Source organism: Terrilactibacillus laevilacticus, from assembly GCF_006517395.1.
Lineage (GTDB): Bacteria > Bacillota > Bacilli > Bacillales > Sporolactobacillaceae > Terrilactibacillus > Terrilactibacillus laevilacticus.
In genome coordinates this window covers 55,327-78,513 of record NZ_VDCY01000011.1, presented here as the reverse complement: position 1 = coordinate 78,513, position 23,187 = coordinate 55,327, and the positions used below count along the sequence as shown (strand labels likewise).

At 36.6% G+C, this 23,187-nt stretch carries 20 protein-coding genes, 2 tRNA genes and 1 other annotated feature; of the genes, 4 read left to right on the top strand and 18 right to left on the bottom strand.

From position 1 onward, the window contains the following. Positions 1–359 precede the first annotated feature (359 nt). From FG390_RS12085 to guaB, 11 genes are all read right to left on the bottom strand, one after another. Positions 360–506 carry a YpzG family protein gene (locus FG390_RS12085; protein WP_141191292.1) on the bottom strand — a complete coding sequence of 49 codons (147 nt, stop codon included), beginning with the start codon at positions 504–506 and terminating at the stop codon, positions 360–362. A 26-nt stretch (positions 507–532) separates the two neighbouring features. Continuing rightward, positions 533–685, bottom strand: coding sequence for a small acid-soluble spore protein K (gene sspK, locus FG390_RS12080; RefSeq protein ID WP_246092785.1), 153 nt, complete (start codon positions 683–685; stop codon positions 533–535). Positions 686–803: 118 nt separating this feature from the next. After that, a tRNA-Arg gene (locus tag FG390_RS12075) sits at positions 804–876 on the bottom strand. Between the two features lie 171 nt (positions 877–1,047). Further along, entirely contained in the window at positions 1,048–1,248 is a 201-nt protein-coding gene (cspD, locus tag FG390_RS12070; protein ID WP_141191291.1) for a cold-shock protein CspD, read from the bottom strand. 313 nt (positions 1,249–1,561) lie between these two features. Further along, positions 1,562–1,654: transfer RNA gene (locus FG390_RS12065), tRNA-Ser, on the bottom strand. Between the two features lie 142 nt (positions 1,655–1,796). Next, positions 1,797–2,858, bottom strand: a complete 1,062-nt coding sequence (gene hisC, locus FG390_RS12060; protein ID WP_141191290.1) for a histidinol-phosphate transaminase — start codon at positions 2,856–2,858, stop codon at positions 1,797–1,799. A 79-nt stretch (positions 2,859–2,937) separates the two neighbouring features. Further along, positions 2,938–3,645: a nucleotidyltransferase domain-containing protein gene (locus tag FG390_RS12055; protein WP_258311666.1), complete on the bottom strand. Its 708-nt coding sequence runs from the start codon at positions 3,643–3,645 to the stop codon at positions 2,938–2,940. 24 nt (positions 3,646–3,669) lie between these two features. Further along, positions 3,670–4,950, bottom strand: a complete 1,281-nt coding sequence (serS, locus tag FG390_RS12050; protein WP_141191288.1) for a serine--tRNA ligase — start codon at positions 4,948–4,950, stop codon at positions 3,670–3,672. 146 nt (positions 4,951–5,096) lie between these two features. Continuing rightward, positions 5,097–5,315 (bottom strand) — a binding site (T-box leader). A 30-nt stretch (positions 5,316–5,345) separates the two neighbouring features. Further along, positions 5,346–5,855: a GNAT family N-acetyltransferase gene (locus tag FG390_RS12045; protein ID WP_141191287.1), complete on the bottom strand. Its 510-nt coding sequence runs from the start codon at positions 5,853–5,855 to the stop codon at positions 5,346–5,348. A gap of 341 nt (positions 5,856–6,196) precedes the next feature. Next, positions 6,197–7,558 (bottom strand): serine hydrolase, encoded by a 1,362-nt coding sequence (locus FG390_RS12040; protein WP_246092786.1) that lies wholly within the window; start codon positions 7,556–7,558, stop codon positions 6,197–6,199. A gap of 384 nt (positions 7,559–7,942) precedes the next feature. Further along, entirely contained in the window at positions 7,943–9,403 is a 1,461-nt protein-coding gene (gene guaB, locus FG390_RS12035) for an IMP dehydrogenase (protein WP_141191286.1), read from the bottom strand. 136 nt (positions 9,404–9,539) lie between these two features. Between guaB and FG390_RS12030 the strand changes: the two genes are divergently transcribed. Then, complete coding sequence (locus FG390_RS12030; protein WP_141191285.1) at positions 9,540–10,487, top strand: YaaC family protein; 948 nt, start codon at positions 9,540–9,542, stop codon at positions 10,485–10,487. Between the two features lie 230 nt (positions 10,488–10,717). Here FG390_RS12030 and FG390_RS12025 read toward each other — a convergent pair whose 3' ends face one another. The 7 genes from FG390_RS12025 to dnaA all read right to left on the bottom strand — a co-directional run bounded on the left by FG390_RS12025 (position 10,718) and on the right by dnaA (position 21,432). Further along, a complete protein-coding gene (locus tag FG390_RS12025; RefSeq protein WP_141191284.1) occupies positions 10,718–11,788 on the bottom strand; it encodes an HD-GYP domain-containing protein in 1,071 nt (356 codons plus the stop codon). A 167-nt stretch (positions 11,789–11,955) separates the two neighbouring features. Next, entirely contained in the window at positions 11,956–14,430 is a 2,475-nt protein-coding gene (gene gyrA / locus FG390_RS12020; RefSeq protein ID WP_141191283.1) for a DNA gyrase subunit A, read from the bottom strand. Between the two features lie 50 nt (positions 14,431–14,480). After that, positions 14,481–16,400 (bottom strand): DNA topoisomerase (ATP-hydrolyzing) subunit B, encoded by a 1,920-nt coding sequence (gene gyrB / locus FG390_RS12015; protein ID WP_141191282.1) that lies wholly within the window; start codon positions 16,398–16,400, stop codon positions 14,481–14,483. Positions 16,401–16,646: 246 nt separating this feature from the next. Then, entirely contained in the window at positions 16,647–17,774 is a 1,128-nt protein-coding gene (gene recF / locus FG390_RS12010; protein WP_141191281.1) for a DNA replication/repair protein RecF, read from the bottom strand. A gap of 15 nt (positions 17,775–17,789) precedes the next feature. Beyond that, complete coding sequence (yaaA, locus tag FG390_RS12005) at positions 17,790–18,011, bottom strand: S4 domain-containing protein YaaA (RefSeq protein WP_141191280.1); 222 nt, start codon at positions 18,009–18,011, stop codon at positions 17,790–17,792. Between the two features lie 619 nt (positions 18,012–18,630). Next, positions 18,631–19,776 (bottom strand): DNA polymerase III subunit beta, encoded by a 1,146-nt coding sequence (gene dnaN, locus FG390_RS12000; protein ID WP_141191304.1) that lies wholly within the window; start codon positions 19,774–19,776, stop codon positions 18,631–18,633. Positions 19,777–20,049: 273 nt separating this feature from the next. Continuing rightward, positions 20,050–21,432 carry a chromosomal replication initiator protein DnaA gene (gene dnaA, locus FG390_RS11995; protein ID WP_507236253.1) on the bottom strand — a complete coding sequence of 461 codons (1,383 nt, stop codon included), beginning with the start codon at positions 21,430–21,432 and terminating at the stop codon, positions 20,050–20,052. 559 nt (positions 21,433–21,991) lie between these two features. Here dnaA and rpmH point away from each other — a divergent pair. From rpmH to yidD, 3 genes are all read left to right on the top strand, one after another. Then, a complete protein-coding gene (gene rpmH, locus FG390_RS11990; RefSeq protein WP_141191278.1) occupies positions 21,992–22,126 on the top strand; it encodes a 50S ribosomal protein L34 in 135 nt (44 codons plus the stop codon). Between the two features lie 375 nt (positions 22,127–22,501). Next, complete coding sequence (rnpA, locus tag FG390_RS11985; RefSeq protein WP_141191277.1) at positions 22,502–22,840, top strand: ribonuclease P protein component; 339 nt, start codon at positions 22,502–22,504, stop codon at positions 22,838–22,840. A gap of 20 nt (positions 22,841–22,860) precedes the next feature. Beyond that, complete coding sequence (gene yidD, locus FG390_RS11980; RefSeq protein ID WP_141191276.1) at positions 22,861–23,115, top strand: membrane protein insertion efficiency factor YidD; 255 nt, start codon at positions 22,861–22,863, stop codon at positions 23,113–23,115. The last annotated feature ends 72 nt before the right edge of the window (positions 23,116–23,187 follow it).

Sequence of the window (23,187 nt, the reverse complement as noted above, 5' to 3'; positions counted from 1 at the left end):
CCAAATGATAAGCTACGAATTCTCGACGCCCGCTTGTTTTTCCGGTCCTCATGTAGTGGTTACAAGAGGATCGCTGGCTAAATCGCTCACGTCCTGTGGCGGGCGGCCGAAGCTACCACAACGCGAGGAATGCCGGTCCTCGGGAACTGCTCCGCTCTTAGCCTTCCGACGCCCAGGACGGGCTAGTACTGGCTTTTCTTGTAGGATGCCAGCGTACTTAGCCAGTAACCCTTTTCGTTTGTCACCTTTTTGAACACGCACTATAAAGCCTTTATATTCTTGGAATGATATAACACATCATAATGTTTTTTTATGCTATAGTCAAAAAAGCGGCTTCCAAATTGGAAACCGCCTTTTCGTTACATATTCGCACGTTTGAAAATGTGTCTAATTTCATTGGTCAATGTTTGTTGAGTTTCACCATTAACCTGACGTGAACCGTGTTTCACATTGGCTCTTGGCGAATCGAAATACTTTTCTTTAATGGAATTGTTTTTAGAACCCATAAAGAAGTCACCCCTTTGGTTTAGTGTTATCGATCATTGTCTTGTTGATTAGCTGAAACCATACGTTCCAGAGGATGGTCCTTTATCGATCCATTCCTTCTTCGCGAATTATGTTTTTCCTGTGCCATAATTTCATTTTCTTCTTTAACACTGTATGTTGTTCCGACTTGATCAACCAAATCAAGATACCACCTTTCTTTAAGGGTAATCTTAGTATGTACAAATGAAGTGGCTCTATTTCATGTAAATAATCACCAATAGAAAAGAGTCCAGCAATGCTGAACTCTGATAATAAAATGGCCCCGGCAGGAATCGAACCTGCGACGCACGGTTTAGGAAACCGACGCTCTATCCACTGAGCTACGGAGCCATGTCATTAAAGTGACATTTATTATTATACAAAAAAAATATACTTTTGAAAAGAATAAAACATTTAAGAGTTTAGAATAAGGTGTGTAGGGAAATTGAAATTATGTTAATTCTTCGTCATAAAATAAAGCAGTCCAATCGTTGGACTGCTTTTGGCTATTTTTGGTTGGGATTATAATTTTGTAACGTTAGCAGCTTGTGGTCCGCGGTTACCTTCAACGATTTCGAAGCTAACTTCTTGACCTTCTTCTAATGTTTTGAATCCTTCGCCTTCGATAGCAGAATAGTGAACGAATACATCGTTTCCGCCTTCAACTTCAATGAAGCCATATCCTTTTTCTGCATTAAACCATTTTACTTTACCGTTTTGCATAAATAATGCCTCCCTAAAACCTTGCGCTACCCGCGCTTTGAACTAAACCACTTTCCTGTTGCATATCTAATCCAAAAAGAACCCTTCCCATAAGTGTAGGAGGTAAAAACTACTACACTTCTAGGAAGGGTCTTCATTCTTACATCCAGATCATATATGAAATAGTAAAATGGTTTAATTAAATTTAATCACAATCACAATTGTCTGTCAATATATTTTGTAAGCGTATTACATTTTATTTTATCGAAAAATGTCGTTTATTTTTTTTGCAAAAAAAATAAAACAACCGTTGTTTTGTTTTTAAAAACAATTATGGAGGAGGAAGAGGGATTCGAACCCCCGCGAGCGGTTAAGCCCCTGTCGGTTTTCAAGACCGATCCCTTCAGCCAAACTTGGGTATTCCTCCGTGACACGAGATTAATCATAACATACCATCATAAACATGGCAAGTTTTTTTAGACAATTTTTTATAAAATCTGTTCATTTATGTCGAAAAAGTAAGAAAAACATTTTGTAGAAATTAAAAAATGTTTTTCTTATCTCCTTTATTAAACCTTTATGATTTCTTTTATTGCCTCAACAAATTGATTCATTTCCTCATCAGTTCCAATACTTACTCGCAAGTAATTTGAAATTCGAGCCTGATTGAAATAACGAACTAAAATACCTTTTTCCTTTAAATTATAAAACAAAGTCTCTGCGTTAAATGATGGATGTGTGATAAAGATAAAATTAGCATGTGAAGGAACGATGTTAAACCCAAGTTCGTGTAATATTTTTGTTGTCTTCTGTCTTGTTGTAATAATCTTATCGGCGACTTGTTGATAATAGGCGTCATCTTCAATAGCAGCCTTAGCTCCTGCTAAAGCCAATCGATCGATTGTGTATGAATTAATTGAGTTTTTTAACCGGTTTAAACCATCAATTAGTTCTGGATTACCTAAAGCAAAACCGACACGTATACCTGCGAGCGAACTATATTTAGATAAAGTTTGGACGACAAGTAAATTAGGGTATTCCTTAATCAAAGGAACAACAGACTCTGCTCCAAAATTAACATAGGCTTCATCAATAATCACAACACTATCTAGATTGGCATCTAAAACTTTTCTTATAGATGATAGGGAAATATCTCGGCCAGTTGGTGCATTTGGGTTAGGAATAACAATACCACCATTGGGTTTACAAAAAGCATCCACTGGTATCTTAAATTCATCATCAAGTGGAATAATGTTTGCTTCTAAAGAACACAAATTGGCATACACTTTATAAAAACTATATGTTATATCGGCAAACATCACGGGACGATCGGGAGAGAAGAACGACATAAAACTAAAGGCAAGAACTTCGTCTGAACCATTACCTACAAAAATATGCTCGCTAGTTAAACCAGTAACTTCTGCAAGTGTTGCTCTAAGATCGTCCGTATTTGGATCTGGATATAATCGTAATTGATCATCCGCAGCATTTCTTATCGCTTGAAGAACTTTTGGTGAAGGTGGATAAGGGTTTTCATTCGTATTTAATTTAACATACCGTTTATCTTTTGGTTGTTCACCTGGAATATAGGGTTCTAACTTGTGTATTCGTTCATTCCAATACTTACTCATTGTGCACCCCTCTTTTTTTACTGATATAGTTCATATTTTGGTTTAATATTTACCACAAATCATACATAGAATAGCTTTTTTACTCACCTATACTGAAGCCATCAAAATATCTGCCTCCATAAGGGAGTAGGGTTTGATCCACAAACCGAATAACTTCATCTTTATTATTCTGTTTGTAATAAGTATCAAAGGCTTGTACAAAATCTGCACAAACTTTTTGATCAAAGTTAGCCATCGATTTATAGATCCACTTTGAAGAACCAATCCATCTTTGATTCATCCTCAATATAAAGATATGGACTGCATCTGCCAATTGTCCTGTGATGAAGATACCTTCAGATCTTGTCCTACATCCTTCAAAATCTTCTAATAGGTCGGTAATAAAATAACGTTTTGCGGCTATTTCTTCATCTGTCCAAGCTCTGGGTCCTTGTCTTAATAGTTGGTTCGCTTGTTCTTTAAATGTTTGAACGAGACCCTTATCTATGATCGTCAAGCCTTCAGCAACCATGTGCGGAAGACTTGGTCTCCCGCGCTCACAATCACTTTGAAAAAATTGAACTAATGATTGTTCATTATGAACAAAGCATTCTATTGGCTGATGACCAAACAAATATGATTTTCGAAAAGGGTGAGATAGATGAGAGTCTATGATGACAATATCAAGATCTGACGTATCAGTTTCATCACCTCTAGCTACACTTCCTGAGAGTAATGCCATATCACAATTAGGATGATATTGTTTGACAAACTGTTTAGCTATTTGTAAAGGATCACTTTTTCTCAACCTCGAACCCCTCATTTTAAAATTTTATTTTACTTCTATTTTTTCTAAATTACGCATATATGGCCTTAGGACTTCCGGAATTACAATGCTTCCGTCTTCTTGTTGATAGTTTTCTAAAATAGCGGCTACAGTACGACCTATGGCAAGGCCAGAACCATTTAAAGTGTGTACATACTCAGGTTTTGCTTTCGGTTCACGGCGGAAACGGATATTCGCACGTCTTGCTTGATAAGCTTCAAAGTTACTGCAAGATGAAATTTCGCGATACATATTGGCGTTTGGAAGCCAAACCTCGATGTCGTATTTTTTGGCTGCGGTAAAACCAAGGTCTGCCGTACACATACTCAGCACGCGATATGGCAAATTAAGCAGCTGAAGAACTTTTTCGGCATGGCTTGTTAATTTTTCAAGTTCTGCATAAGAATCCTCTGGTTTGACAAAGCGGACAAGCTCGACTTTATTAAATTGATGCTGACGAATTAATCCTCGTGTGTCACGGCCTGCAGATCCTGCTTCTGAACGGAAACATGCACTATATGCCGCATAAGCAATAGGTAAATCTGCAACATCAAGAATATCATCGCGATAGTAATTCGTTACAGGTACTTCGGCTGTCGGAATTAAGAAATAATCATCTTCACGAATTTTAAAAGCATCTTCTTCAAATTTAGGTAATTGTCCAGTGCCAATCATACTTGTCCGATTCACCATATATGGTGGTATCATCTCAGTATAACCATGTTCATCTTGATGAAGATCGAGCATAAAGCTAATGAGAGCCCGTTCCAATCTGGCACCTAGACCTTTATAGAAAACAAATCGACTTCCTGTTACCTTGGCTGCCGCTTCAAAGTCGATGAGATCAAGATCTGTGGCAAGATCCCAATGTGGTTTAGGCTCAAAGCTAAATTCAGGGACTGTTCCCCAATGACGAATGGGAATATTGTCATCCTCAGATTCTCCAACAGGAACACTTTCATGAGGTATATTTGGAATGGAAAGCATTAATTGTTTGAGCTCATCTTCTATTTCTCTAAGTGTCCCATCAATCCTTTTTATTTTATCTCCAACTTCACGCATTTCTTTTATTTGAGCATCGGCATCTTGTTTTTCCCGTTTCTTTTTTGCGATGTCTTGAGAAACCTCATTGCGTTTGGCTTTCAATTCTTCCGTTTCTTTTATCAACTCACGCCGTTTTGCATCAAGAGTCGGAAACTTGTCAAAATCAGTTAAATCTTCGCCTCTTTTATCTAATTTTACTTTTATTTCTTCATAATTTTCACGGACAAATTTTAAATCTAACATGTTTAATCCTCCAGTAATCTTATTTATCCAATCTAATTGACCTTGTTAAATACTACTAAACAAAATGGAAGTTAAATTTTCTCATTTACATCATGAATTGATACATGGGTAGGATTGCCCAAACAAAAAAACCCCCATCCCTTAATAAAAGGGACGAGAGTTAACCCGCGTTGCCACCCTGATTACTAATGCAATGTATGCATTCGTCACTCATAACAGATAACGGACTGTATACCCGAGAAGACCTACTCTAGTTCAGTCCTCTACTCAGAGATGGATTCGCCTATGCACTCACACCGCTTTACACCAAGGACGGCTCTCTGTAGAGAGTATCATAAGCTACTATTTCTCTTCACCGATTTCCATGTATTTAAATGTAATTTACATCATTTTTTTTAAAATTGCAAGTCCTCTTGCTCTAAAGGTTCAAGGTCTAAAACCATTTTAACCGTCTGTAATCGGTGTCCAAAACACATGGCATCAAATTCCTTAATTTTTCTAAATCCATGTGATTGATAAAAAGATAATGCTTTTTTATTTCCCTTTTCGACATCCACATAGAGATGGAAAATGGGGGAAAGTTGTTTAATTCCTTCACGTAAAAGAGCTGAACCTATTTTTCTCCTTTGGAATTCTGGCAAAAGATAAATAGCACTTAGTTCCACATCTTTGTGAAGATTCTTAAATGAAAAATTAGCAAAACCTACAATTTTCCCTTCTAATTTGGCCACAATAAAAAAAGAATGCTGTATTCTCTTTAATAGAAATGAATCTGAGTAGGCTCTTTTAATAAATTCATCCTGGATCTTATCAGGAATAATACCCGAGTACGTATCATGCCAACTCCGTTCAGCAATCTTTTGTAAATCCTTTATATCTTTCTCCTCAGCCAGCCTTATTTCCAATACGTTCCCATCCTATAATTCAATTTAGTGTATATATTTTATCACAACTCATATTTCAGTGAAATCCCTAATACACCTTTCTTTCAATGTTTCTTATTTTATAGTATGATAAATCCTTTTTTTGTTTATTCCCAAGATACAATTGGGTAAAACTTTGATTTAAAATCATTTTTCTTAAGACCTTTGATGATTTTATTTGAATATACTTCGTATTTTACAACCTATGGCTTGGGTTATTTGTTAAGAAGGGAAATAAAATAGAGATTTAACCTCATTACAATGAAGGATAAAAAAACTTCCCTCTATCGTTAGAGAGAAGTGAAAAGATTTTAAATGATATCTTAGAAAATTTTTCCGAATAAACTTCCAATACCATGAAAAATGGAAGCAAAGAAATGACCAATACCTTGCATCATCAAAACAAACCAGTTTGATTTTTCTACTGCTTGAGAGGTGACAACAGGAATTTCTGTTGATTTCTGATTAAAGAGATAAGAATAAGGTGAACCATCTTTATGCGTGACGGTTGCATAACCCACCTTTTCCCCTTTTTTCACAGGAGCAACAAGGTTACCATCTTTATCAAGTTTCGATTTATCTAAATGAAATTGAATTTTATAATCTTTTTCATTGCCATTTTCAACAGCTAATTTTAATGATTGACCGAGGCCTATTTTTACTTTATCTTCTTTACCCTTTAGTACAGATAAAGTCTTCGCATTTTTTAATTCGGTTCCCTTTTTAACTAATGTTTTCATTGAAAATTGTTGGTAACCATAGTCAAAAAGCTTTCTCGTTTCTATAAAACGTGCACCATCTGATTTTGTTCCGAAAACAACACTAATCAAACGATGTCCATTTTGATTGACAGTACCAGTAAAACAATACCCTGCAAGATCTGTATGTCCTGTTTTTAGGCCATCGACACCTTGATATTTATATTGATTCATATTTTCCCCAAAACCAGGAAGCATGTAATTCCAATTCACCATATTAATTGGATGATCAACACCCGCTGTAAAATCTTTAAGTGGTGTGCTGGATATTTTCAAAGCCTCGGGGTAATCAGTAACAATTCGATAAGCAAGTTTAGCAAGATCTTTAGGTGATAGTAAGTTACTGTCATTCGGTCCGCCAACTGGTGCATAGTCCCCTAAGTCGACATTTTCTAGTCCTGAACTGTTGATATATTTGGCGTGCTCCATGCCAATTTCTTTGGCGGTTTTATTCATTAAATTAACGAAGTTTTTTTCGCTTCCGCCAATTTTTTCTGCTAATGCAATGGTTGCACCATTTGCAGAATAAATAGCCATAGCTTCATATAATTCTTTGACTGTATATTGGTAATCTTTTCGAAGTGGAACATTCGAATAAGCGCGATTTTGAGATATGTGATAAACGTAATCACTGATACTTACTTTTGTATCCCATGTTAACTTCCCTGAATGTAGAGCTTTCATGACGAGATACTCAGTCATCATTTTTGTCATACTGGCAGGGGGGAGAACCTTATCTGCATTCTTTTCAAATAAAATTTGTCCTGTATTTGCGTCAATTAGAATAGCTGATTTTGCGTTTACATTTAAATTACTTTCACTTGTATTTGCTTTTGCCATGCTTGGAGTTTGAAGACTAAAAGCAATCAAAAAGCAAAACACAGCGCAAAAGACGATGGCCTTTTGCAAATGGATCTTGAAGTTCAACCCCTACACCTCCGAATTATAATCACAAAAAATAGTTTACCATATAAAATTCGTTATGACTACATGACAAAAGGCGGTTTTAACCGCCAATTGTTGACTAAACATTTGTTTTGACATGTGTAAAACGTGAGTGGAAATTCAACAACTCACCACTGTTCAATAATCAAAATTTTAATCCCGCCTTAACGGCTAGTAAAGACACCCACCTCAAGACTCCGAATATTCAAAGAATAGGTGGGGGATCAACTGCCGTAAAGGTCCGATTGGTTCTGGCTTACCCTCAGTGGGGGATGACGCAGGCTAAAAACGCGACGTCCTGTCGCAACGCCTGCACTAGCACATCCTGTGCGTCGAAAAACCCCCACTGAAGGAAGTTTCACTTTATTATTTCAATGAATAGTTTGGTGCTTCTTTTGTAATTTGAATATCATGTGGGTGACTTTCTAGAAGTCCAGCATTTGTAATTTTTGTGAATTTAGCCTTTTCACGTAAATCTTCGAGTGTTGCTGTTCCACAGTAGAACATGCCTGCACGAAGGCCTCCAATGAGTTGGAAAATCGTATCCGCAAGTTTTCCTTTGTATGGAACGCGCCCTTCAATGCCTTCAGGAACGAGTTTCTTTTTATTTTCTTGGAAATAACGGTCTTTACTACCGTGTTCCATCGCTGTTACAGATCCCATACCTCGGTAAACTTTAAATTGTCTTCCTTGGTAGATTTCTTTCTCGCCAGGGCTTTCATCAACACCAGCGAGTAAACTTCCAAGCATAACAGCATGTCCACCTGCAGCCAAGGCTTTCACAATATCTCCAGAATACTTGATTCCGCCATCCGCAATAATGGAAACACCATGTTTCTTCGCTTCCGTTGCACAATCATAAATAGCTGTAATTTGTGGTACACCTACACCTGCTACAATTCGTGTTGTACAAATAGAACCTGGTCCAATACCAACTTTAACGACGTCTGCACCAGCTTCGATAAGAGCTTTTGTTGCTTCAGGGGTTGCGACATTTCCTGCAATAATGTTGAGTTTAGGGAAAGCCTCTCTAAGTTCTTTTACTTTATCAATGGCGCCTTTTGAATGTCCATGAGCTGTGTCAATAACGATGGCGTCAACACCCGCATCCACAAGTTTTTCTGCACGTTTGACCGCATCATTTGTGACTCCTACGGCTGCAGCAACAAGAAGGCGGCCATGTTCATCTTTTGCGGAGTTTGGGAACTCGATGACTTTTTCAATATCTTTAATCGTGATTAAGCCTTTGAGTACACCTTCTTCATCCAATAAAGGTAATTTTTCAATTTTATGCTCTTTAAGAATATGTTTTGCTTCACTCAAAGTGGTTCCTACTGGAGCGGTAATTAAATTTTCCTTTGTCATGATTTCAGATACTTTAATGGAGTAATCTTCGACATAGCGTAAATCACGGTTTGTGAGGATTCCAACAAGATGTTGCTTCTCATCTACGATAGGAACACCTGAGATGCGGTATTTTCCCATGAGATGTTCTGCGTCAAAGACTTGACTGTCAGGGGTTAAGAAGAAGGGGTTTGTAATGACACCACTTTCAGAACGTTTAACACGGTCTACTTGTTCTGCTTGTTCTTCCATAGACATGTTTTTATGGATGACACCCAGACCACCTTGTCTTGCTATAGCAATCGCCATTTCAGCTTCGGTTACGGTATCCATGCTTGCACTAATGAGAGGGATATTTAGCTTAAGTGTATCTGTTAGCTTTACTTTTACTGAAACATCTTTAGGAATAATTTCTGTCAACGATGGAACGAGTAGTACATCATCGAATGTTAAAGATTCTTTTTTAAATTTATCTTCCCACATATATGTCACCCCTATTTATATAATCATTTTTCATGAAAAAGTCGAGAAATTTTTATTGTTAGCTTACCAACTGGACAAACTACTGTCAAGACAACATATAGAAGTTGAAGTTTTCAAAAAACAGGAGTGAATTTCTTTGGAAGTTTATCCAATGTTTCATGACTATTTACCTTTTGAATCGACATCATACTGCCAATCCTATTTAAAATCATTTTATGAAAAGCATTCAGTTGATGAAGCCATATCCTTAAGTTATAAAAATGGGCTTTCGTTTTCTTATTATGTGCAACATAGTCAAATTTACTACCGGCAGGCTCTAAAGGCTCCTTATGAAATTAAGCCGATGTTAATCTATTATGGGATGATTCAATTACTTAAAGCATGTCTTATTCGTAACAACCCTTATTATCCAGAAAACAGTAATGATTTGGCGCATGGGCTTTCAACAAGAAAACGAAAAAAGCAAAACTATGTCTTTTTGCAAGATTCGGTTCGGATTCAACAACACGGATTGTTTTCATTAATTTTAGGGCGGATGTTTCACATGAAACAAATTACCGGACAATCATTTACCATGTTATCGTTAATAAAAATGATTCCTGAAATGGGACATCTCTATACTCGGTTAACTCATTCTCCATTCCACTATCCATTGTTTCCCAAGAGTGAGAAAGAGTTTGAGGTTTCTAAAAACATTATAGATGATCTATGTATTTCTAAATCTCGTCTGAGTCGAATACTTTCTCATCACGATATCATTCTAGCTGAGGAAATGTCTGATGATGTTTTTGTCTTAACGCTTAAACGTCCGGTACCTTTTTTCAATCCACAGCCACTGCAAATGAAACAGGATCAACAGTTGTTCATATCTAATCAGCGAGATTATCCAAGTCAGATACCTGAGCTTCTTGCCCATTATCTTATTTTGTACAATCTAAGTATGATATGTCGGTATGAAACAGATTGGTGGTACGATCTCCTTTATCAACGTGATTCCAATGATATTTCTTATATTAAAGGTTTTTTAGACATTACCATCAACAAAGTCCCCGCCATCATTTCTGATTATTTAATGAATGGGTGAACCATCTTTTACTTTTAGTGCGTGTTCAAAGAGGTGACAAATGAAAAGGGTTACGGCTAAGTACGCTAGAATCCTGCAAGAAACACCAGTACTAGCCCGTCCTGGGCGTCGGAAGACAAAGATCGGCGCATTTCCTTAGGACCAGAATGTAGATTTTTGCTAAAATGAGCACCGGAAAAACAAGCGGGTGCCAAGCACTATCATTTGGTGACTTTTTCAAGCAACCTCATTTAATTAACCAAGATCTTTTCTATTTTAATATTAGACTCACTGTTAAGGACAAGTATCTTGTCATGATCCGTCTTTATGAAAGGTTCAGTTGGGGCAGGAGAAGGGATGTAGCTTATTTCCCCCGTCTGACCGTTCGATAGGAGCACTTTGTATCCCAAAAAGAGTTCCATGACTTTAACGGTAAAGACCTCGAGTGTTGGTGTGTTTAGTTTAAAAAGGTAGTTTTTGTTCAAATTGATCAATGCATCTATCGGTTTTTCTTTTTTCATTAAGCTGAGAAAGGTTTCTACTGTAGAATAGATATAACTAAATTCATGTAGCTTATCTCGAGTTAATTTTAAAGGATAGCCTGATCCATCTCCATATTCATGATGTTCAAGAATACCTAGACACACGCCTTCTTTTATCGTGCTAACCGTTTTTAGCATTTTATAACTTTGAATCGGATGTTGATCATAGGCCATCTTTTCTTCTTTCTTTAAATGAGGATATCTTGAGAGAATCGAAGGGGAAAGTTTGGCTAAACCACAATTAGCTAGTATCCCACCAATACCAATTTGTAAGAGATCACCATAGTCATAATTTAATTTATTGGCTAAAAAAGCAGACAAGATACCCATTCCAATGGCTCTTTGAGTCCCATCATGAATAAAATCCCCTTGGATTAATTTAAGAGCTATCCAGTCCGTTCTCTCCAATGAAGCACGAAGTAACGGCAGGGAATCTTGACGAATGGAAGACATGTGAATAGATGTCCCTCCTTGCCACTGGCTAAAGGATCTCGCATAGCCGCTTACTGCCTGTTGATAGAAGTCTTCAATCGATTTTGGTTTTGCTTTATCTTTGATATTAAAATGGTTTTTTCTATTTTCAATTCTCTTGCCTTGGAACCTTTCCCCATTATCTAAATAAGTTTCAATTTCTACCTCCGGAATAAGAAAACCTTTAAGAACTTTAAGATGATGAGTATTTATGATGGTTCCTTTTGGAATAAGAGGGCGAGTAGATTTAGAATAAACAGCTTGCTTTAATATACAGCCTTCAATAAGTGATTGATATGGAACTCTCACGACACTCAACTCCTCAATTATGTATTTTTCACGGATAACTAAATGTAAGGTTGTATAATTTCGAATATTCGGTTTATAAATTTTCAGACTATATCCTATGTCGATTGACTTTATTATATCAAGAAAGGAATCGGAAAGTACCCGATTCCTCCTTCTTTAATTATTAATCAATCTTGAGTTGTTTCATTTGTTTCAGATGATTCCGTGTCTTCTTCTTCATCTGCTTGTATACCTGCTACTGTAGCCACGCTATCTCCTTCACCAACTCGAATGAGAGTAACCCCCATTGTATTACGTCCAAGTTGTGAGATACCAGATACCGCTGTACGAATCATGATGCCACTTGATGTGATAATCATGAGATCTTCATTTTCTTTCACTGTTCGTAGTGAGATGACATCCCCATTTTTATCGGTAATGTTACATGTTTTGATCCCTTTTCCACCACGTGTTTGCGTACGATATTCATCTGCTGGTGTCCGTTTTCCAAAACCTTTTTCAGTCACAATGAGGACATCGGCTTCTTCTTCGATAATTCCCATTCCGACAACTTCATCTTGATCTGAAAGGGTAATGGCTTTCACTCCTGCCGCCGTTCTTCCCATTGATCGAACGTCTTTTTCATCAAAGCGAATAGCAAGACCTTTTTTCGTACCTACTATAACTTCTCGCTGTCCATCTGTTAAGCGTACCGCAATAAGTTCATCTTCATCACGGATAGTAATAGCAAAGAGACCGCCTTTTCTTATATTTGAAAAAGCTGATAAAGGAGACCGTTTGGTTATTCCTTTTTTAGTGAGATAAATCAAGTATTTATCTTCGTCAAACGCTTCAACTGGGAAGACCGTTGTAATATATTCGTCTTTCTCAATTTGAAGTAAATTAATGATCGGAATTCCTTTGGCCGTTCGTCCTAATTCTGGTAGTTCATAACCCTTCAACTGATACACTTTTCCTTTATTCGTAAAGAAGAGGACATAATGATGTGTATTAGTTGAAAACATATGTTCAACGAAATCATTTTCATTGGTTCCCATAGCCTGTATTCCTCGTCCACCACGATGTTGAATCTTGTAGGTGTCAACAGGCATCCGTTTTACATAACCATTGTGAGTAACCGTAACAATGATTTCCTCTTGTGGAATAAGATCTTCATCTTCGAACATGTCAGATCCAATTGTAATCTCAGTCCGACGAGCATCATTAAATTTTTCTTTAATTTCCGTAAGTTCATCACGAATGATTTCAAGTACTTTTTCTTCATCTGCAAGTATCGCTTTTAATTCAGCAATACGTGCCAACAATTCTTGATATTCGTTCTCAATTTTATCTCGTTCTAACCCTGTTAGTCGTTGTAGACGCATATCGAGAATTGCTTGAGCTTGTTCTTGACTTAATTTGAAGTTTTCCATTAACCCTTGGCGTGCAATATCAGTTGTTTTTGACGCCCTAATTAATGCGATGACTTCATCAATATGATCAAGGGCAATTTTTAATCCCTCTAAAATATGAGCCCTTGCCTCTGCTTTTTTCAATTCATAGGCCGTTCTTCTTCTAATAATTTCTTGTTGATGTTCCAAATAATAATGCAGACATTCCTTTAAGTTCAATACTCTTGGTCTGCCGTCAACAAGAGCTAAGAGATTAATGCCAAAGCTTGTTTGAAGGGCCGTATGTTTATAAAGATTATTAAGCAGGACATTGGTATTGGCGTCACGACGAACTTCAATAACAATCCGCATCCCATTTCGATCCGACTCATCACGTAAGTCTGTAATGCCTTCTATTTTTTTATCCCGAACAAGTTCAGCTATTCGTTCAATTAACTTTGCTTTATTCACTTGGTAAGGTAATTCTGTTACGATAATAGACTCTTTACCATTTGGATGCTGTTCAATATTAACCCTTGCTCTTAAGATAATAGAGCCTCGCCCCGTATTATAGGCTTTCCGAATGCCTTCTCGTCCCATAATTAAACCAGCAGTAGGAAAATCTGGACCCGGAATGATCTGCATAAGTTCAGGAATCGTCATCTCAGAGTTTTTACTTAAGGCTAGAATGGCATCAATCACTTCACCTAATTGATGAGGTGGGATATTGGTTGCCATTCCTACCGCAATCCCAGAGGCCCCATTTACAAGTAAATTTGGGAAACGTGAGGGAAGAACGACCGGTTCTTGTTCTGATCCATCGTAGTTGTCTTTAAAATCAATGGTGTCCTTTCTAATATCCCGAACCATTTCCATTGAAATCTTGGACATTCTAGCTTCTGTATAACGCATCGCTGCAGCGGAATCGCCATCGACAGAACCAAAGTTACCGTGACCATCAACTAATTCATAACGATAGCTGAAATCTTGAGCCATTCGAACCATTGTTTCATAAACAGCAGAATCCCCATGGGGATGGTACTTACCTATAACTTCACCAACAATTCTTGCTGACTTTTTATACGCTTTATCTGATGTCATACCAAGTTCATTCATGGCATATAAAATTCTTCTATGAACGGGTTTTAAACCATCACGGACATCAGGTAAGGCACGACTAACAATAACGCTCATTGCATAATCTAAAAATGATGTCCGCATCTCGTGACTTATATTAATCGGTCTGACCCTTGACTGATCTTGATCTGCCATTCAAATTCCTCCTAATTAACCGCTAATCCTACAATCTATAACTACGTCCTCTATATATCTAAATTTTGTACATAATGAGCATTTTCCTGTATAAAGTCCCGTCTAGGTTCAACCTTATCACCCATAAGCATCTCAAAAATTTGATCCGCTTCGATGGCGTCTGCTAAGTCTACTTTAAGTACCAATCGATTATCTGGATCCATAGTCGTATCCCATAGTTGTTCGGGATTCATCTCTCCTAAACCTTTGTATCGTTGAATCCCAGGTTTTGGATTAGGTGAAAGTTCACTCAATGTTTTTTCTAAATCACGATCATTATAAACGTATTGAATGGACTTTCCTTGTTGTACTTTGTAAAGCGGAGGCTGAGCAATATATACATAGCCGCTTTCAATAACAGGGCGCATAAAACGATAGAAAAAGGTTAATAGTAAGGTACGGATATGTGCGCCATCAACGTCCGCATCTGTCATGATAATGACTTTGTGATAACGTGCTTTTGAAATATCAAAATCATCACCCACACCTGTACCAAGAGCCGTAATAATTGACCTTATTTCGTTATTGGCTAAGATTTTATCTAAACGAGCTTTTTCCACGTTGAGAATTTTACCACGCAGGGGAAGAATAGCTTGAAAATGTCGATCACGTCCTTGTTTGGCTGAACCTCCCGCTGAATCACCCTCAACAATGTATAACTCGGAAATAGTGGCATCTTTGGATGAACAATCCGCCAATTTACCCGGAAGAGCAGACACTTCTAGTGCGCTTTTTCGTCGTGTTAGTTCACGCGCTTTTTTTGCAGCGGCACGAGCACGTGACGCCATCATTCCTTTATCTACAATGAGTTTCGCAACATCTGGATTTTCAAGTAAATAACGCGAAAAGGCTTCTCCAAATAAAGATTCCGTTATGGTACGTGCCTCAGCATTACCAAGTTTTGTTTTTGTTTGACCTTCAAACTGTGGATCAGGGTGTTTTATGGAAACAATCGCTGTGATACCTTCCCTTACATCCTCACCTGATAGATTTGAATCATTATCCTTTAATAGTTGTTTTTTCCTTGCATAATCATTTATAACTCGTGTTAGGGCTACTTTAAAGCCATATTCATGTGTTCCGCCTTCATGAGTGTGAATATTATTAGTAAATGAATAAAGTTGGCTCGTATAACTTGTATTGTATTGCAAAGCTATTTCTACACTAATTCCATCCCTTTCACCTTCTAAATAGATAGGTTCATGAAGGACTTCTCTTGATTGATTTAAATATTCAACATAGGATTTTATACCACCCTCATAATGGTAGACATCTTTTTTACCTTCACCTCTTTTATCCTCAATGGAAATCTTAATTCCACGGTTCAGAAAGGCGAGTTCTCTAATTCTAGTAGCCAAGATATCGTAGTCAAAGGTTGTGGTTTCTTTAAATATTTCCGGATCAGGATCAAAATGTGTGACGGTACCAGTTCTATCCGTTTCACCAATCACTTTTACGTCCTCAGCAGGTACACCGCGATGATATTCTTGATAGTAAATTTTATTATCAAGATGAACTTTAACCCATAACGTGGTAGAAAGGGCATTTACAACTGAAGCACCTACACCGTGCAGTCCACCAGAAACTTTATAGCCGCCTCCGCCAAACTTTCCTCCAGCATGAAGCACGGTCATAATAACTTCTAGAGCCGGTCTACCCGTTTTCTGTTGAATACCTACTGGAATCCCACGACCGTTATCGCTGACTGTGATTCCGCCCTCTTTTTCAATAACAACGTTGATTTCATCACAGTATCCAGCAAGTGCTTCATCTATTGAATTATCAACAATTTCCCAAACAAGGTGATGTAATCCTTTGCTACTTGTTGAGCCAATATACATACCTGGTCTTTTTCTTACCGCTTCTAAACCTTCAAGGACTTGTATTTGATTTGCATTATATTCATGTTGGATATCTTTTTGTACAGACATTTACTCCCACCTAACCTTCAAGGTGTAAATCTACACCTAGCATTCTTAAATATAATCTATTTAAAAGAGTATTTACCATGTGGCTCACAACTCTATATTTAACTCGTTTCGTAACATTTTGGCTTATTGTTATTTTATGGTGATTCCATAACATTGATTAATCAACCTGAATTCTATTTTTATGCATACTTGAAAAAGAGCGGGATCCATTTCATTTACGCGATGAAAGAAACTTCTCAGTCTCTATTAATCCTGTGTTTGAGACACAACTTCACCATTTCGAACGATGAATGATGTCGCTTGATTTATCACATCAGCATCAAGTCCGTCTACATTGGTTGTTGTCACAAATGTTTGGACCTTTTGCTTAAAGGTCTCTAATAAGTGAGTCTGCCTGAAATCATCAAGTTCACTTAATACATCGTCTAGTAAAAGTAAAGGATATTCGCCTATCTCCTGATTAATCAATTCAATTTCTGCTAGTTTCAAGGAAAGGGCAGTCGTTCTTTGTTGACCTTGTGAGCCATAGGTTTGGACATCACGATGGTTAATTTCAAATTGTAAATCATCACGGTGAGGTCCAATTAATGTCATGCCACGTTGAATTTCTCTTTCTCTGACCGTTTGAAAGCCTTTTACAAATTCTTCTTTTAGCTTTGACAACTCCATATTTTCTAATACATTGGGAGTACTTGAAATATAGGCTATATCTAAATCTTCCATGCCACGACTAATACTTGCATGGACTTTTTTAGCCCAACCTCTTAATGACTCGATAAATTGAAATCTTCGAATCGTGATTTGAGCGGCAAGTTCAATTAATTGTTCTGTTAAAATATCAAGCATAGCTGTCATGGAGGAGCGTTTCGTTGAAAGATCTTTTAATAAAGCATTTCGTTGCTGGAGTATTTTCTGATACTGAGAGAGTTCATGAATGTATATCGGCTTTATTTGGCCAATCTCCATATCTATAAAACGTCTCCTAAGGCCAGGGCTTCCTTTCACTAAGTTCAAATCTTCAGGTGCGAAGATGACGACGTTACACATGCCAACATAATGACTGAGCTTACTCTGCTCTAGATGATTAACTTTGGCTTTTTTTCCTTTTTTGGAAATGATTAATTCTAAAGGGATCGATCGATTTCTCTTCATGAGCCTACCTTCTATTTTACCATAATCTGAGTCCCATTTGATTAATTCTTTATCATGCGGTGTTCTATGGGATTTTGCCATGGCTAAAACATAGATAGCCTCCAATAAATTGGTTTTGCCTTGGGCGTTTTCACCCAAAAAAACGTTAACCGAACTTGAAAATGAAAGGGAGAGCTGATGGTAATTTCTAAAGTTTGTTAAGGTAATGGATTCAAGTTTCAAACAAAGCAATCCTCCCTATTGTTTTTGAACAACAAACGTCTCTTGCCCCTCAATCTCAATATGATCCCCTTCGTATAACTTTCTCCCTCTTCTAGTATCGTGCTCGCCATTCACTGTGACCGTATATTCCGACAAAAACCATTTTGCCTGGCCACCAGTTCCGATAACTCCGGCCATTTTCAATAATTGGCCAAGAGTCATATATTCTTCCCCTGGGTTTAATTGTATTTCAGACATTTTGAAACCCCCTATTCATAAGTCGTCGTTGTTTAATAGTATCCTTCGTTCGTCTTTAAAATATAAACTCGTTTAAGAAATATAAACCTTCCACCCTATAACAATCGCTATCTTGGATGGAAGGTTAATTTAGAACAGAATTATGTTAGAGTGCGTGTTCAAAAAGGTGACAAATGAAAAGGGTTACTGGCTAAGTACGCTGGCATCCTGCAAGAAACGCCAGTACTAGCCCGTCCTGAGCGTCGGGAGGCAAAGAGCGGCACAGCTCCTTAATACCGGCATTCCTCACGTTCTGGTAGTTTCAGGCGCCAGCGTGAGGAATTTAGCTAGAGGACCTTTATATCCGCTACATGAGAACCGGAAAAACAAGCGGGCGCCGAGATTCGCACTATCATTTGGTGACTTTTTGAACAACCTCTTAAAGATAACTTGCCAATAGGCAGCATATTATCATTAAATCGTTATTAGTTAAAAGAAAAGACCAAAGAGTTGTGTAGATGATGATTCAAGGCATGTAAAAGAATTTACTTAGCCTTGTCCCCACCTAACGACTCCGTTATAACATGTTAGTTTAATTATAACAGAATAAAGACTACATTTCTTATTTTCCTGAATAAAATTAAAATGTTCTTACTGGTAATATGAGCATAAGAATACCCTCATCACCAATTGGACGAATCACGAAAGGTCTCATTGCACCTGTAAAATTAATTTGAATAGTTTGAGCATCAATCCGGCTTAGTGCCTCCATCGTCAATTTTGCACTAAACGATATTTTAAGCTCTTCTCCCTCTATCGTCTCTACTGGAACATCTTCATATACTCGTCCAAGTTCAGCAGATTGAGATAGAATCTCAACACTATTTTCATGTGTACGAAGTTTAACAACATTGTTTCTTTCTTCTTTTGCTAAAAGTGAAGCTCTTTCAATCGCATGTAATAACCCTTTAGTGGATAACGTAATGGTGGTTTTGCTATCCGTCGGAATAAGTCTATCCGTATCTGGATAGTTACCTTCCAATAATCTAGAGAAAAAGTCTAAGTTCTTTATTTGAAATAAAATTTGATTTTTGGTGATAATCACTCTAACCGGTTCCTCACCGTTATCATCTAATATTTTATACAATTCATTTAAGCTTTTTCCTGGTATGACAATATTATGATATTTCGTTTCATCATCTGTTGAAATAGGGATCACTCTTTGAGCCAATCTATGACTATCCGTCGAAACACAGTCGAGTTTGCCATTTTGGATATTCCACCTTACACCTGTCAAGACAGGTCGTGTTTCTGACGTGGACACAGCGAATACGGTTTGGCGGATAACATGTTTTAGTAAATCTTTTTTTATCGAAACAATATTATTGTCTTCTTCATCAATGACCGGTAATAATGGATACTCTTCAGGATCTAAGCCATTTAACGTAAATTCTGAGGAACCAGCTGTAATTTTAGTAATAAGACGTTGATCTACCTCTATTGCAATCGTATCACTCGGTAATTTTCGAACAATATCAGAGAAAACTTTCGCTTGTAAAACAATTTGACCTGTTTTTTCTACCGTAACATTTTGTTGGTCATTTTCAGAAAGGGGTATAAATGATTTTATCGAAACATCTGAATCGCTCCCTGTTAACGTTACGCCATCTAAACTTGCTGTTATTTTAATCCCTGTTAATATCGGAATTGTTGTTCTTGATGAAACAGCTTTCATGACGTGAGTAACTGACTCTACTAATTTATCCTTAGTCACTGTCATTTTCATTGAAAGAGCTGTTTGATTTGAATCAGCAATATCCTGCATAATTTAGATCCCCCTGAATATATATAATATTATTTTAAAAAATAGTCTTAGTAGTAATAGGGCATGTGGATTTGTGGATAAGTCTATTTTTCTTAAAAAGGACAAGTTATACACATGTGAATAGACTGTGAGTAAATCTATTGCTTACAATAAAAGTTACCCACAGCCTTGTTTATAAATAAAGTTTAGCATAATAAAAAATGAAATAGAAAAAAATCCTAAAAACTATGAATGCTAAATTTTTATTGGCGCCTTCAATTGTTCAATAATGGCTTTTACTTTATTTTGTAATTCACGATCTGTAGCTAATAATTTTGTAATCTTTTCGTGGGCATGTATCACCGTTGTATGATCTCGACCACCGAACTCTTCACCAATTTTAGGTAACGAATAATCTGTTAACTCCCTTGATAGATACATTGCAATTTGTCTTGGAAAGGCGATGGATTTCGTTCTTTTTTTAGCTGCGAAATCTTCTAATTTTATATGATATTCCTTACCAATAGTCATTTGAATATCTTTAATGGTAATGACTCTTGGTTTTGAGGAAGGAATGATATCTTTTAAAGCTTCGGCTGCTAGATCAACGTTGATATCTTGATTAATGAGTGACGAATACGCAACCACTCGAATTAAAGCTCCCTCTAATTCACGAATATTTGTATCGATTTGATTCGCAATATATAACATGACTTCATTTGGCATATCTAATCCATCCGCTTTTGCCTTTTTCCTAAGAATCGCAATACGTGTTTCTAAGTCTGGCGGGGTTATATCTGTAATCAAGCCCCACTCAAATCGGGATCTTAATCGATCTTCTAATGTCGGAATTTCTTTAGGCGGACGATCACTTGATATCACAATTTGTTTGAATTCTTCGTGTAATGTATTAAAAGTATGAAAAAATTCTTCTTGAGTTGATTCTTTTCCCGCTAGAAATTGAATATCATCAATTAATAGGACATCAACTTTTCGATATTTATTTCGAAATTCAATGGTTTTATTATCTCTTATGGAGTTAATGAACTCATTTGTAAATTTTTCAGAAGAAAGATAGACCACTTTTGCTGCTGGATTATGTTCAATCACATAGTGGCCAATGGCGTGCATCAAATGTGTTTTGCCCAGCCCAACGCCGCCATAAATAAAAAGTGGATTATAGGCCTTTGCCGGAGCTTCCGCCACGGCTAATGAAGCTGCGTGAGCAAATCGATTTCCTGATCCAATAACAAAGGTATCAAACGTATTTTTTGAATTTAACATACTATTGTTAAGTTCTTCGTTCTGCGGTCCCTTGTTTTTATTTGATTGGACTTTTGATGAATTAAATTCAAATAGATCCTCTTCACTTTGCTGTTGAGGAATGATGAATTTAACATCTAGATGTGAGCCCGTAATATCTTTAATGGTCTCTGAAATAAGATTAGAATAACGAGATTCCAACCAATCCCTTGCAAAATCATTAGGTACATTAATGATAAATGTATCTTTTTGGATTGAGTTTGCGGTGGTTTCTCTTAGCCATGTATCAAAGCTTGGCTTACTGACCTTTTTTTCAATGACATCCAGCGCAGCTCGCCACAAATCATGTATATTTTCCAAAAGGATGTTCGCCACCTTTAGTTTATTTTGGATGAGTTTTTACACATACCGAAACCATTTAAGTACATACTAATCCCTCTAATCGAGGAAATGAGTAAAAACTAAATGAGTGTAATCATGACGAGAGTTAGTAGAGGAAAATTGTTATCCACAAGATAAAGAAGGCTTCATTCGACAATAATATTGGTTTTAATATATTTATCGACAACTTTTACGATAATGTTAATAAATTAATCGACAAGTGTGAATAACTATCCACATTTTTATCCACAGGGTGTGAATAAAAAAAGTAACAAAGCTTATTTCAAAAAGGAAAACACAATGATCATATCAAAAATATTAAGTAAAATCAATGACTTTAAAACGTTATCCACAAGTTAGTTTAGGTGTGAATAAAAGTTTTCCACAGCCATTGCGTTTGTTTAAAGGTTGTTGATAAATTTTCGGAAAAATATTTTCTAAATAAAAATTATCCACAGTAAGTCAATTTATGTGATGGCTTGACATTATTAGAAAAATTATTTATAATTAGCCAGACTGATTTTTGTAATAGTCCTCTAGGAGGTGTAATAATATGAAACGCACATTTCAACCGAATAATCGTAAAAGAAAGAAAGTACATGGTTTTCGTTCCCGTATGCAAACGAAAAACGGTCGTAAAGTTTTAGCTAATCGTCGTCGTAAAGGAAGAAAAGTACTATCAGCTTAGACCACTGTGAGACCTACAGTGGTCTTTTTTACACTAGTGAAAAAAGAAGGATCAAAGTCATAAATGATTGATTTTACAAAAACAGTAATGAAGATCTAAATTCACGGTGAAACATTGTAGGTTTAAACTACGTATAGTGGTTGTAAATAGTTTTAATAATACTAGGCTATGTTAATTATTTGGGGTAACTCAACCCTAGTACGACATAGCCTATTTTTTAAGAATTTAGATATTGATGGTTTTTTGAAAATTCCCTTGAAACGAAAAAGAGGGAGAAGACTTTTAAATAAAAAAGGTTTATTATTTTCTTATGTTATATATAATGAATTGAAGAGACTGGCCAAACGTCAGTTATCCGTTTATCGGAGTGACAAGATGAATAAGTTAAGACGATTACAAAAAAATGTAGACTTTCAATATGTATTTAAAAATGGACAATCCTTTGCCAATAGACAATTTGTTGTTTATCTGTTTTCTCAGCCTGAACGAGAGTTTTCAAGGTTAGGGCTCTCTGTTAGCAAAAAAATGGGTAATGCCGTGATGAGAAACCGTATAAAAAGAGTGATAAAAGAAGTCTTTAGGCACTTAGAGGACAAGCTAGACCCGGGATATGATTATATTGTTATTTCAAGGAAGCCTGTGGCCAATATGAATTATCGAGAAATGGAAAAAAGCCTCAAACACGTTTTACGAAAAGCAAAAGTTTTAAAATAAATAAGGTTTAGGTGATTGAATTGAAATGGTTAGTTATTAAGTTGATCCGTTTTTATCAACGTTTCATTTCGCCGCTAAAACCACCAACGTGTCGTTTTTATCCCACATGTTCTAGTTACGGCGTGGAAGCTATTTCCCGTTTTGGCATAGTGAAAGGCGGTTTTCTTTTGTTAAAACGTATTTTAAAATGCCATCCTTTCCATCCTGGAGGATTTGATCCAGTTCCTGAGAAGAAAAATCTTCAAAAAGAGGATATTCAAAAAATCATCAAATGATGAGTGTAAAGTGGATTGTTTTGATGTTTTAAGTCAAAATGATCTTTCCTATGTCTTTTTAAAAATAAATGA

What these genes read in the sequence shown, in the direction of transcription:
- serS (WP_141191288.1), bottom strand. Translation starts at nt 4,950, where the DNA reads ATGTTAGATTTAAAATTTGTCCGTGAAAATTATGAAGAAATAAAAGTA.
- gyrA (WP_141191283.1), bottom strand. Translation starts at nt 14,430, where the DNA reads ATGGCAGATCAAGATCAGTCAAGGGTCAGACCGATTAATATAAGTCAC.
- cspD (WP_141191291.1), bottom strand. Translation starts at nt 1,248, where the DNA reads ATGCAAAACGGTAAAGTAAAATGGTTTAATGCAGAAAAAGGATATGGC.
- yaaA (WP_141191280.1), bottom strand. Translation starts at nt 18,011, where the DNA reads ATGTCTGAAATACAATTAAACCCAGGGGAAGAATATATGACTCTTGGC.
- gyrB (WP_141191282.1), bottom strand. Translation starts at nt 16,400, where the DNA reads ATGTCTGTACAAAAAGATATCCAACATGAATATAATGCAAATCAAATA.
- guaB (WP_141191286.1), bottom strand. Translation starts at nt 9,403, where the DNA reads ATGTGGGAAGATAAATTTAAAAAAGAATCTTTAACATTCGATGATGTA.
- dnaN (WP_141191304.1), bottom strand. Translation starts at nt 19,776, where the DNA reads ATGAAAATGACAGTGACTAAGGATAAATTAGTAGAGTCAGTTACTCAC.
- hisC (WP_141191290.1), bottom strand. Translation starts at nt 2,858, where the DNA reads ATGAGTAAGTATTGGAATGAACGAATACACAAGTTAGAACCCTATATT.
- rnpA (WP_141191277.1), top strand. Translation starts at nt 22,502, where the DNA reads ATGAATAAGTTAAGACGATTACAAAAAAATGTAGACTTTCAATATGTA.
- rpmH (WP_141191278.1), top strand. Translation starts at nt 21,992, where the DNA reads ATGAAACGCACATTTCAACCGAATAATCGTAAAAGAAAGAAAGTACAT.
- FG390_RS12085 (WP_141191292.1), bottom strand. Translation starts at nt 506, where the DNA reads ATGGGTTCTAAAAACAATTCCATTAAAGAAAAGTATTTCGATTCGCCA.